Origin of the sequence: Kaistella sp., assembly GCF_049588135.1 — a bacterium.
GTDB lineage: Bacteria > Bacteroidota > Bacteroidia > Flavobacteriales > Weeksellaceae > Kaistella.
The window spans coordinates 1-12,057 of the sequence record NZ_JBAVFG010000035.1; the positions used below are offsets into that span (position 1 = coordinate 1).

Consider the following 12,057-nt stretch of genomic DNA (forward strand, 5'->3'; position numbering starts at 1 on the left):
ATTAAAAGCCAAGAACTTAAAACCGTTAAAACTATTAATAATAAAGGATTTTCAAATAAAAATTTGAAACTTTCAGTTTCTAAAAAAACATAAAATAATCCGAAAATTAGAATCGTGTTTGATGGGGTATTCAAACCTTTAAAATAGTAAGTTTGTTCGTCATCTAAATTAAAAATCGCTAATCTCAGACATGAAAATAAAGTAATTAAAAGTCCGAAATATTTAATTTCAAAAGGAAGTTCTATTCCCAAAAATTGATTTCCGAAAGGTTCTAAAGCTTTATACATCACGATTCCGGGCAACAAACCGAAACTCACCATATCCGCCAAAGAATCGAGTTGGGCGCCGAGTTCAGAATTCGATTTCATGGCTCTTGCAACAAATCCATCGAAAAAATCGAGGATCAACGAAAGAATAATGCAAATCGCAGTGGTTTGATAATCACCATTAATCAGATGAATAACCCCAACGCTTCCGGAAAATAAATTCGCAAGCGTGAAGGCATTTGCGAGATTGTTTTTAATAAAATTCATAAATACAAAAGTAAGGTTTTTATTAAAATTAATTTGCAGATTTTAAGTCGGAATTAAAGTTCTAAAATAATGTAAATTTGCACCACTAATTTGAACTTATTATTAATGAAAGAATTTAGATTACAGGAAATTGTTGCTTTACTCTATCGAATTTTTCTAGCCTTTTTTTTCTATCAGATCGCACGTTTGCTCTTTTGGTTTTTTAATAAAAACTTAATTCCTGTTGACCGTATTTCAGAATACCTGAATTTGGCTTACCATGGAATTGCATTTGATACAACGGCGATTTTGTATGTGAATTCGCTTTTCATCCTTTTGAGTATTATTCCGATCGTTATCAATACAAAAAAGGTCTACCAGAGGTTTTTGTTTTACCTTTATTTTATTACCAACGGAATTGCGTATTCTTTGAATTTCGGCGATTTTATTTACTATAAATTCTCGCAAGCAAGATTGACGACTGCTGCAATGAACGTTGCACAACATGAAAGCAATATTGGCAAAGTTTTTTTATTGTCGATTACAGAACATCCTTTTGTGATTTTATGGTTTGTGGTTTTAATGATTCTTTGGGTATTTCTTTATAAGAAAGTGAAGGTTATTGTGATAAAACCAGTAAAATTAATTCCATATTTTATTTTTTCGGTTCTTACTTTATGTTTAACTGCTCTGCTTGTAGTGGGAGGAATTCGTGGCGATTTCAAACATTCGACCCGGCCGATTAATTTGGTAGATGCGAATCGGCATGTGAAAAATCCGTTGCAGGCCAATGTGGTTTTGAACAGTGTTTTTTCTTTTTTCAGAACCATGAATACCAATAATTTTCAGGAAGTTCATTTTGTGGACGAAAAATTTATTGATGAAAATATTCATCCTTATAAATTATATACTCGCGAGGAGGTCGAGCCAAAACCGAATGTCGTTATTTTCATCCTCGAAAGTTTTGGCAAAGAATATTCTGGTGCTTTTAATAAAAACACGAAGATTAAAGATTTCGTTTCTTACACGCCATTTTTCGATAGTTTGGCGACTCAGAGCTTGATTGCGACGAATGCTTTTGCCAACGGAAGACAATCCATTCACGGAATGAGTTCTGTATTGGCGGGGATTCCGAGTTTGAAAGATGCGTTTACAAGTTCGCCCTATTCTAACCAAAAAATACAATCGATTGTTTCTGTTTCTAACGAAATGGGTTATGATACTTCGTTTTTTCATGGCGCACCGAATGGGTCGATGGGGTTTTTGGGTTTCGGAAATATTTTGGGTTTCAAACATTATTACGGGAAAACAGAATATAATAACGATGCCGATTTCGACGGAATGTGGGGGATTTGGGATGAACCGTTTTTTCAATATTTCGCTCAAACTTTAAACAAGAAAAAAGCACCATTTATGGCGACTTTGTTTTCAGTTTCATCGCATCACCCGTTTAAAGTTCCAGAAAAATATCAAGGTAAATTTAAAAAAGGACCTTTGGAAATTCATGAGCCGATTGGTTATACCGATTTTGCTTTAAAGCAATTTTTCAAAACCGCGGAGAAAATGCCGTGGTTTAATAATACTATTTTTGTTTTCGTTGCCGATCATACCAATCAAATAGGTTATCCAGAATATGAAAAATCAATGAACCGATTTTCAATTCCGATTCTATTTTATTCGCCAAATCCAAAATATCAGCTGAAAGGTGAAATTACAGAGCCCGCACAGCAAATTGATATTTATCCAACTTTAGCAGATTTAATGGGTTATAACAAGAAAATAAGAAGTTGGGGCAGAAGTTTAGTTTCCGATAAGAAAGAGGATTATATCATCGTTAATTCCGATTCGATCAATGAGCAGTTCATGATTGGGAATTATATTTATCTTTTTAATGGAAAAGAAGTTACCGGAGTTTATAATATTGCGGATAAAGGTTTGGTGAAAAACCTCATTGACAAAGTGAAAAATCCTGAAATTGAAAGAGGAATTCTGTTGAGCAAAGCTTGGTATCAAGATTATATGAATCGAGTGATTAATAGAAAATTGAATTAAATTAAAAATTCTTATCAAACCGTTGTTTAATTGATCATTTTTTAGCTGTATTTTTATCTACTATGATATGAATAGTTAAAAATTTGGTGTTTAGTTTTTTTTAATTACATTTATCAAACTAAAATTTTAAAATAATTTATACTATGAAAAAAATAATTTTCGCTTTTGTGGCTTTGTTTTTCGCAACACTTTCTTATGCCCAAATTGAGGGAAAGTGGAAGACCATCGATGATGCAACTGGAGAGGCAAAATCGATCGTAGAAATTTACAAAAAAGCTGATGGTAAATATTACGGTAAAGTTTCTCAACTTTTGATTAAACCTGAACATGCAAATTGCATCGATTGTAAAGATGATCGTAAAAACCAACCTATCTTAGGAATGGAAGTAATTAGAGGAATGAAAAAAGAAGGTTCTGAATTTACTGGCGGAACAATCACTGATCCAAAAACTGGGAAAACCTACAAATGCACCATCACAAGAGATGGTGACAAGCTGAATGTAAGAGGTTATGTGGGATTCTCATTAATCGGTAGAACGCAGACTTGGCATGCGGTAAAATAGTTTTATAAAAATAAACTTGATAAAAAGCATCTTTTCGGAGATGCTTTTTTAATGAGATGAAATACTATACTTCGCAAAAAAATCTTTACTTTTGTACTTTAATTTTTTAATAAATCATGAAGGAATATACTTTTAGAGAAGTGATTGCACAGGCAATGAGTGAAGAGATGCGAAAAGATGAATCCATTTTTTTAATGGGGGAAGAAGTCGCAGAATACAACGGTGCTTACAAAGCTTCTAAAGGAATGCTTGATGAATTCGGTGCGAAAAGAGTAATTGATACTCCAATTGCAGAATTGGGATTCACAGGGATTGCCATCGGAGCAGCCATGAACGGAAACAGACCCATTGTAGAATATATGACTTTCAACTTCTCGTTGGTAGGAATTGATCAGATTATTAATAATGCTGCGAAAATCCGTCAAATGAGTGGAGGACAGTGGAATTGCCCAATCGTTTTCCGTGGTCCAACTGGATCTGCAGGTCAATTAGGAGCGACACACTCTCAGGCTTTAGAATCTTGGTTTGCAAATACGCCAGGTTTAAAAGTTGTTGTACCATCCAATCCTTATGATGCAAAAGGGTTATTGAAAACCGCAATTCAGGATAACGATCCTGTAATTTTCATGGAGTCTGAACAAATGTATGGCGACAAAATGGAAATTCCAGAAGAAGAATATTATATCCCAATCGGAAAAGCCGATATCAAGAGAGCAGGTACCGATGTAACTTTGGTTTCTTTCGGTAAAATTATGAAGATGGCGATTCAAGCTGCCGAAGATTTAGAAAAAGAAGGAATCTCTGTAGAAGTAATTGATTTAAGAACGGTTCGCCCATTAGATTATGACACGATTTTGGAATCTGTTAAGAAAACAAATCGTTTGGTGATTTTAGAAGAAGCATGGCCTCTTGGTTCCATTGCAACGGAGATTGCGTATATGGTTCAGCAAAAAGCATTTGATTATCTAGACGCTCCGATTAAGAGAATTACCACTCCAGATGCTCCTGCGCCTTACTCAGCACCACTTTTTGCTGAATGGTTCCCGAAACTGGAAAAAGTAAAAGAAGAAATAAAAAACGCAATGTACATCAAAGCATAAAAAGTAAACTCTCGAAAGAGAGTTTTTCTTTTTTTAAATTAATTTTACGAAAAGCTTTTCTATAAATGGGTTTTTAATCTAAATTTACACCATAAATATTATTCAATGTCAGAAATAGTTGAAGGAGGTCATCATTTTGATACCAAAAAACTCACCGCAATTGGAGTATTAGTTTCTTTGGGGATCGTTTTCGGAGACATCGGAACCTCGCCGTTGTACGTAATGAAAGCGATTGTTAATGCAAGAACAAATGGTGGAAATATGCCTTTTGATGAGTATATCGAAGGTGCACTTTCTTGTATTATTTGGACGCTTACGCTTCAAACGACCGTAAAATATGTGATGATTGCGCTGCGTGCCGATAACAAAGGGGAAGGTGGAATTTTAGCACTTTTTTCTCTCATTAAAAATATTAAAAAAGGTTGGCTCTATCTCATTGCGATGATTGGTGCCTCCGCATTAATTGCAGATGGCGTTATCACCCCTTCTTTAACGGTGATTTCTGCAATTGAAGGTCTTAAAATTTATAATCCGCACACGCCAGTTGTAGCAATTACCGCTATTATCTTAATTGTAATTTTTACGGTTCAACAGTTTGGGACGAACTCTATTGGTAAATTTTTTGGTCCAGTAATGGTAGTTTGGTTCTTAATTTTAGGCATTTTAGGATTGTCGCATTTAGTGGATGATATTAGTGTTCTAAAATCATTTAATCCATATTATGCCTATAAATTAATTGTGCATTCGCCAAGTGCAATCGTTATTTTAGGTGCCGTTTTTTTATGTACCACAGGAGCGGAAGCATTATATTCTGATCTTGGTCACTGTGGTGCAAAGAATATCAGAATAAGCTGGATTTTTGTGAAAGTAATGTTGATTTTAAATTACCTTGGACAAGGAGCTTGGGTTTTGAAAAACTATGATCTAATACACAATACTGGCATCAATCCTTTTTTTGGAGTAATGCCAGAATGGATGCTGATTCCAGGAATTATTGTTGCCACCGCAGCTGCAATTATTGCAAGTCAGGCCTTAATCACCGGATCTTTTACGATATTTTCTGAAGCCATTTCTCTTAATTTTTGGCCCAATCAAGAGATTGATTATCCTTCGGGTATCAAAGGTCAAATGTATATTCCTAAAATTAATTGGGGACTTTTGGTATTGTGTTTAATCGTGGTTTTGCATTTTAAAGAATCGGGGAGAATGGAGGCCGCTTACGGTTTATCAATTACGATAACGATGTTGATGACTACAATTTTGCTTGGTTTTTGGCTTTTTAAAAAGAGGATCAATAAATTTATAATTTTGGTGTTCGGATTAATTTATTTATCCATAGAAGTTGGTTTTTTCAGCGCTAATGTCATTAAGTTTTTTGAAGGTGGATGGATTACCGTTGTCTTGGCAGGTTTCATAGGGGTTTGTATGTATGCATGGTATAACGGAAGATTGATTAAAGCAAAGTTTATCAAATTTGTGAAGCTTAATAAATATGTACCCATCATTAAAGATTTAAAACTTGACGAAACAATTCCCAAATATGCAACCAATCTTGCTTTTTTAAGTCGTGCAAAAAGAGAAGACGAGGTAGAAGCAAAAATCATTTATTCAATTCTCCGCAAACAACCGAAAAGAGCAGACCATTATTTTATCCTCAATATTGTGAATCAGGAAGATCCATTTACCTTTAAATATACCATTGATGAAATTATGCCAGGAACGATTTTCTGGATTAATTTCCTACTTGGGTTTAAAGTGGATCGCCGGATCAATGATTATTTCGACCAAGTTTTGGAAGACATGATGGAAGATGGAAGTATCCCGTCGCGAAGCAGTCACCCTTCACTTCGCCTTTATAATATTCCACCTGATCTTAAATATGTGATTATTGATAATACTTACATTAATGATACTTTATTAACGATTAAAGAAAAAATCACACTCAATATATATAATTTTGTGAAATATATTGGGAGTGATGACTTTAAAGCGTGGGGAGTTTCTGCCCATAATGTCGTCGTAGAATCTGCACCGTTACTGGACCAAAAAATTATTACCAATAAAATTGAGCAAGTAAGTTTTCACAGATACGATTCCTAAGTTGGTATTCGAAGAAGAAATGATTGTGAACCGACCTTAATAAAAAATTCGGTAAATTTGCATATAATTATTTTTAATGAACGCTAAGCAAAAAGATCTTAATATTTCAACAATTAGGGATGTTTTAAAACAATATCTGTCCGATAAAGGTTTCCGAAACACCCCCGAACGATATACCATTTTAGAAGAAATCTATAACATGGAGCACCACTTCAATGTGGACGATTTGTACCTTCTGATGATGCAGAAAAAATACCATGTTTCTAAAGCTACCATTTATAATACCATCGAAATATTTTTAGATGCAGGCTTAATTAGAAAGCATCAATTTGGCGAAAAAACATTGACTTCTTCTTCCTACGAAAAATCTTATTTTGATAAACAGCACGATCATCTGGTTATTTACAAAAAAGATTCAGACAAGGATATTCAGGAAATTATCGAGTTTTGTGACCCCAGAATTCAAGGAATCAAAGACGCTATTGAAGAAGCATTTGGTGTAAATATTGATTCGCATTCACTTTATTTTTACGGAACCAAAAAGGATTAATGAAAAATTATTTCGTTTTTTTTCTCTTTATCAGCATCTCTGTTTTTGCGCAAATTCCTACGCAGACTAATCAAGGTTTGGTGAAAGATCCGTATTTTAATACGCCACAAAATCAATCTTCACCAGTTGAAAAAGTACGTCATACCCATTCCGATAAATTCGGCAAAGACTTAAGCCGTTATGGCGGAAATCCTTTTTTTGAAGGAAATGTGCAGTTTACTCATCAAGGTTCGGTGCTTAATGCAGATATTGTGATTCTTTACGAAGAACAAAATTTTGTGAAAGCCATTGGAAATGTAAGACTCCAAAATCCGGACGGTTCGGTAATAACTTCCGGTGAAATGGAATATGATGGAAACTCCCAAAAAGGAATCGCTCGTAAAAATGTATTGCTAACCGATCCCGGACAAACCATCAAAACCGAAACCTTATACTACGATCGACTTTCCAATAAAGCTTATTTCAATACTGGTGGAACCATTATCAAAGATGGAAACATAATGTACACTAAATCTGCTACCTACGATTTGACCAGTAGAATTATCGACTTTGCTGGAAATGTGAAAATCGATAATTCAGAATATACCGTAGAAGGCGCGAATATTATTCAAAATCAAAATACCAATACTGCAACCTTCAACGGAGCCACAACGATTACCAATAAGAAAAATCCGGCAAATCTTATTTATACAGAAAAAGGAACGTACAATATGAATTCCAAGGAGGTTTATTTAAAGAAAAATTCCCGAATTCATTATAACGGAAAAATCCTTACAGGTGATGATATGTACTTTAATCAGATCACTGGTTTTGGTACCGCAAAAGGAAATGTAACCTTGCATGATCCAAAAGAAAAAAGATATATAAAAGGCGGTTACGGCGAGATTTTTGAGAAAAAAGATTCCGCAATGATGACCGATAAACCTTATGCGGTGAAAATTTTGGAGAAAGACTCCATGTATTTTTCAGCAGATCGAATTTTGGCTTATCAAAAGGTTGATGAACTAAATCCGCTTAAGAAAAAAAGTTTCCTTCGAGCTTATAAAAAAGCCAGAATGTTCAAATCCAATATTCAGGTGAGAGCCGATTCTTTAAGTTTTAATGAAACTGACGGAATCATGCATCTCGACGGAAAACCCATCGCCTGGAGTGGCGAGAAACAGGTAACCGGTGATAAAATAGAAGCCTATTTCGATACCGAAAAGGAGTTTATAGATTCCTTGCGGGTCATAGGAAATGCTTTCGCCATCAGCAAAGTGGACTCTCTTAATCTGAAAGACGAATTCCACCAGGTCAAAGGAAAACTGATGACGGTTTATTATAAAGAAAACGAAATCAAGCTGGCAAAAGTAATCGGTAACGCACAATCAATTACCTACGCCGATGACCAAAACGAAAAAACCAAAGAAGTAGAAAGAATCGGAGTGGCGCTTTCTACCTGTGGCACGATTGAAGCCGAATTCGAAGACCGAAAAGTTCAGATTATTTCCTGTAATATCGGAGCCAATACCGAGATTTATCCGATGAGTTTAATCTCTCATGAGCAAAGGTTTTTTCCCGATTTCAACTGGAATACCAAAGACCGACTTCGTACCTGGCGCGACATTTTCGTAGAAACACCGGATTATCCCGAAATAAAATACGAAGTCGACGACGCTCTTTATAATGCTGCCCAAAAAGCCATCAATGATGAAAAAGCAAAAGAAGAAGCCAAGAAACCGAAGAGGGTTCGGAAGTAAAAGATAAGTAACATTATGAAAAATTTACTCCAAATAGTATTTGTTCTTTTTACGATTTCTTTTTTTCAAAGTCAAATTTTGAAACCAGATGAGATTATTTGGGACAAATCTAGAAAACTTTCTACTGACGACTTTCATATTAAAACAGATGACACTTTATCTCCGATTAGAAGTACGGTAATTATATCATGGGAATTGATGGGTTTTAGTGTTTTTAATAAGAATTTTAATCAAAATGTCACTACTAAAATAATTAAGTCGGCTTCTTTGGTAACTCCAAATTTGTCAAATGTTGAACAGCTCCTAGACTATCAGCAAACTATTTTTGATTTGGCTGAAATATATGCCAGAAAGATGAGAAAGGATCTATTTTTAAATAAATCAAAACTGTGGAAAGGATTAAACTTTGTCAGCGAAATTCTTAATGAGCATTTAAATGAATTTCACAAAGTTCAACTTTTAATGGATAGACAAACCAATTCTGGAAACGATGCGGATAAATTGAAATATTGGCAGGATTTAATTAAAACAGAATTGAATAAAACACAACAATACGATTATCAAAATAAAGCAAAGATCAATCCCGAAAAAGACGATACTGAAAACCCAGTATTTATCATATAATGCAAACAGATTTTTTTAAATACCAGGCACAAACCACTCAATTTGCCGCAGGATTTGAAGTTGAAAAAGCTTCCGGTTCTTATATCTATGGAAAAAATGGACAGAAATATCTGGACTTTGTAGCTGGAGTTTCTGCCAATACTTTAGGACATTCTCACCCGAAAATTGTAGAAGCCATTAAAACTCAAGCGGAAAAATATTTACACGTTATGGTTTACGGTGAGTATGCTCAAGAAATGCCAGTGAAATTATGCAAGCTTTTAGCCGATGCTACACCAGAACCTTTAGAAGTAACTTATCTCGTCAACTCCGGAGCAGAAGCAATTGACGGAAGTTTGAAGCTTGCCAAAAGATACACCGGAAGAGAAGAAATTATTTCTTTCCACAATTCTTACCATGGTAATACCCACGGCGCTTTGTCGGTTTCAGGGAACGAATACCATAAACGGGAATTTCGTCCGCTTTTGCCAATGGTGAATTTTATTTATTTTAATGACGAAAAAGATTTAGAAAAAATCACAGAGAAAACGGCATGTGTTCTTTTGGAAACAATTCAGGGAGCTGCAGGATTTCTCGTTCCTGAAATTGATTATCTAAAGAAACTGAAAACACGTTGCGAAGAAGTTGGAGCACTTTTGATTTTAGATGAAATACAACCTGGCTTTGGAAGAACTGGAAAACTTTTCTCCTTTGAACATTTCGGAATTGTACCCGATATTTTGGTGATGGGTAAAGGAATGGGCGGAGGGGTGCCCGTCGGTGCTTTTATGAGTTCCAAAGAAATTATGCACAGCCTTTCGCACGCTCCGAAATTGGGACATATCACCACATTTGGAGGTAACCCTTTAATCGCTGCAGCAAGTTATGCGACCTTGAAAGAAGTTCTAGAAAGTGGTTTAATGAATAAAGTGGATGAAAAAGAAAAATTATTCAGATCACTTTTGATTCATCCAAAAATTAAAAATATCAACGGGAAAGGTTTGATGTTGGCGGTAAATCTAGGTTCGCCAGAATATACTTTGAATGTTGCAAAACGCTGTATGGAAAAAGGACTCATCGTTTTTTGGCAATTGTACCGAAACGAATATCTCCGAATTTCCCCACCACTCATGATTTCAATGGCTGAAATCAGAGAAGGTTGTGAAATCATTCTTGAGGTTTTAAATGAAATAGAATAATAGTTCGACATTTTTTATTTAAAAAGTAGAGATTTCGAATCTCTCAACCTGAACAATATCCGTCCAAGCAGCTATAAACAAAATTTTAAATTTTATTCTTTCCGCAAATTTTTAGAAGTTCTAAAAAATTTTTGAAATAGAAAATATTTTTTTTGTTAACCCTGATGAAATCGGTATTCTACGATGATTTATGTCATGGTTTTAAAATGAGTTTTTATGAATCGCAGTCGTGGTTTCTTCCTGCGAAGGAGATGCAATCGATTTTTTGAAAAAATATGCCCGTGTGGCTTCTAATTTTCAAAAAGTATTTCGACAAAAACATTGCGTATATTGAAAATTAATTTATATATTGCGAGACATTAAAAAAACGGTAATAATATGGCGAAAACGAAAGTGCAATACGAGTTTCCAATGCACTGTCAGTCAGAGATTTTGTACGAATATATGGCTAGCGCAGAGGGGCTTTCTGAGTGGTTTGCGGATGACGTGGTGGAAAAAGGAGATGACTTCTATTTTAGTTGGAGCAATGGTCCCGAAGAAAAAGCGACGCTTATTCGTTACAAGCCCGAAAGTTTTGTGCGTTTTCGATGGGAAGAAGATGAAGGAACGAAAAATTATTTTGAAATGACCATTGTGATCGATGACATTACAGATGATTTGGCACTGAATGTTACTGATTTCTGTGATGCTGGCGACGAGGAAGAAAATCGCTTGTATTGGGAAAATTTAATCGAAAATTTAAAATTAAAATTAGGCGCATCCTAATTTTTTTAATCTAAATAGGAAGATGAACGATTTATCGTTCATTTTTTGTTACTAAAATCCTGATTATTGTGAAATTATCTTTTGCTTCAGAGCAGTCTCAATTACATAACCGAGCGTTTTTATATGGTGACTCGGTGCAAGTTTCTTTTTTTATCCGCAATGCTCAACTGATTATGGCGGAAGAATGTTATTTTTATTTAATGGCTTCGATGCGTAAGATGAGAATGGCAATTCCACTGACTTATACACTGGAATTTTTTCAGAATTTGTTCTCAGAAAAAGTTTTGAAAGAAAGGGTTAAAGATGGTATTATTCACTTCTTCGCCTATCGAAATGAGGATGAAAATATACTGTCGAAAAGTGGGATTTCTTACTATTTTGAAGTTGATGAAGTTGATGATCTTTTAGGTGCTCAAAGGGATTATGAGATTGATTTGATCAAGGAAATAAATGTGAATACAAATCTTTTAAGCAGCATACACGTTCATTGTCCAGAGAATATTTATGCGGAAATTTATGCTAAAGAAAATGATTTGGATGATATTATTTTCTTAAATCCAAATAAAAGAATTGCCAGAAGTATTTTCGGAAATTTATTATTTCTAGAAGGTCAAACCATTAAGATTCCTAAAACTACAGAAGGAGCCTATATTTCGCCGCTCATGGAGAGCTTTGTAACATTTATTCATAAAAATAATTTGGCAGAAATTATAGAGTCAGAAATGATTGCGTTTGAATCTCAAAAAGCAGAAGAGATTTTGATGATTTCTGATTTAAAGGGAATTTTCCCGGTTACCAAAATCCGAAATAAAACTTTTGGAAAAGAACGTTTTTTAGAAATGGTAGAAAAATGGAAAAGCAGCTTCCTCTAAAA

The 12,057-nt window shown here is 34.6% G+C and carries 11 protein-coding genes; 10 read left to right on the top strand and 1 reads right to left on the bottom strand.

Translation table 11 applies throughout. The features are described from left to right. Positions 1-533 (bottom strand): CDP-alcohol phosphatidyltransferase family protein (locus tag WBY99_RS01900; protein ID WP_423974656.1); only part of this gene is annotated, 533 nt, incomplete at its 3' end. Positions 534-638: 105 nt separating this feature from the next. Between WBY99_RS01900 and WBY99_RS01905 the strand changes: the two genes are divergently transcribed. From WBY99_RS01905 to WBY99_RS01950, 10 genes are all read left to right on the top strand, one after another. Then, positions 639-2,564 carry an LTA synthase family protein gene (locus tag WBY99_RS01905; protein WP_423974657.1) on the top strand — a complete coding sequence of 642 codons (1,926 nt, stop codon included), beginning with the start codon at positions 639-641 and terminating at the stop codon, positions 2,562-2,564. 143 nt (positions 2,565-2,707) lie between these two features. Further along, positions 2,708-3,127, top strand: a complete 420-nt coding sequence (locus WBY99_RS01910; protein ID WP_423974658.1) for a DUF2147 domain-containing protein — start codon at positions 2,708-2,710, stop codon at positions 3,125-3,127. A gap of 116 nt (positions 3,128-3,243) precedes the next feature. Continuing rightward, on the top strand, positions 3,244-4,227 hold the full coding sequence (locus tag WBY99_RS01915; RefSeq protein ID WP_423974659.1) for a pyruvate dehydrogenase complex E1 component subunit beta: 984 nt from the start codon (positions 3,244-3,246) through the stop codon (positions 4,225-4,227). A 105-nt stretch (positions 4,228-4,332) separates the two neighbouring features. After that, the gene (locus tag WBY99_RS01920) at positions 4,333-6,327 is read left to right on the top strand and encodes a KUP/HAK/KT family potassium transporter (protein WP_423974660.1); all 1,995 of its coding nucleotides are present in this window, start codon (positions 4,333-4,335) and stop codon (positions 6,325-6,327) included. Between the two features lie 76 nt (positions 6,328-6,403). Further along, positions 6,404-6,877 carry a Fur family transcriptional regulator gene (locus WBY99_RS01925; RefSeq protein ID WP_423974661.1) on the top strand — a complete coding sequence of 158 codons (474 nt, stop codon included), beginning with the start codon at positions 6,404-6,406 and terminating at the stop codon, positions 6,875-6,877. After that, positions 6,877-8,616: an OstA-like protein gene (locus WBY99_RS01930; RefSeq protein WP_423974662.1), complete on the top strand. Its 1,740-nt coding sequence runs from the start codon at positions 6,877-6,879 to the stop codon at positions 8,614-8,616. The genes WBY99_RS01925 and WBY99_RS01930 overlap by 1 nt, the downstream gene beginning before the upstream one ends. Positions 8,617-8,631: 15 nt before the next feature. Beyond that, positions 8,632-9,240, top strand: a complete 609-nt coding sequence (locus tag WBY99_RS01935) for a hypothetical protein (RefSeq protein ID WP_423974663.1) — start codon at positions 8,632-8,634, stop codon at positions 9,238-9,240. Then, entirely contained in the window at positions 9,240-10,418 is a 1,179-nt protein-coding gene (locus tag WBY99_RS01940) for an aspartate aminotransferase family protein (protein ID WP_423974664.1), read from the top strand. Before WBY99_RS01935 ends, WBY99_RS01940 begins: the two co-directional genes overlap by 1 nt. Positions 10,419-10,796: 378 nt before the next feature. Continuing rightward, positions 10,797-11,183, top strand: coding sequence for an START-like domain-containing protein (locus WBY99_RS01945; RefSeq protein WP_423974665.1), 387 nt, complete (start codon positions 10,797-10,799; stop codon positions 11,181-11,183). 68 nt (positions 11,184-11,251) lie between these two features. Next, on the top strand, positions 11,252-12,055 hold the full coding sequence (locus tag WBY99_RS01950; RefSeq protein WP_423974666.1) for an aminotransferase class IV: 804 nt from the start codon (positions 11,252-11,254) through the stop codon (positions 12,053-12,055). Positions 12,056-12,057 lie beyond the last annotated feature (2 nt).

Excerpts from the sequence above, each read along its gene's own strand:
- WBY99_RS01925 (WP_423974661.1), top strand. The coding sequence starts at position 6,404 with ATGAACGCTAAGCAAAAAGATCTTAATATTTCAACAATTAGGGATGTT.
- WBY99_RS01905 (WP_423974657.1), top strand. The coding sequence starts at position 639 with ATGAAAGAATTTAGATTACAGGAAATTGTTGCTTTACTCTATCGAATT.
- WBY99_RS01935 (WP_423974663.1), top strand. The coding sequence starts at position 8,632 with ATGAAAAATTTACTCCAAATAGTATTTGTTCTTTTTACGATTTCTTTT.
- WBY99_RS01940 (WP_423974664.1), top strand. The coding sequence starts at position 9,240 with ATGCAAACAGATTTTTTTAAATACCAGGCACAAACCACTCAATTTGCC.
- WBY99_RS01930 (WP_423974662.1), top strand. The coding sequence starts at position 6,877 with ATGAAAAATTATTTCGTTTTTTTTCTCTTTATCAGCATCTCTGTTTTT.
- WBY99_RS01915 (WP_423974659.1), top strand. The coding sequence starts at position 3,244 with ATGAAGGAATATACTTTTAGAGAAGTGATTGCACAGGCAATGAGTGAA.
- WBY99_RS01920 (WP_423974660.1), top strand. The coding sequence starts at position 4,333 with ATGTCAGAAATAGTTGAAGGAGGTCATCATTTTGATACCAAAAAACTC.
- WBY99_RS01910 (WP_423974658.1), top strand. The coding sequence starts at position 2,708 with ATGAAAAAAATAATTTTCGCTTTTGTGGCTTTGTTTTTCGCAACACTT.
- WBY99_RS01945 (WP_423974665.1), top strand. The coding sequence starts at position 10,797 with ATGGCGAAAACGAAAGTGCAATACGAGTTTCCAATGCACTGTCAGTCA.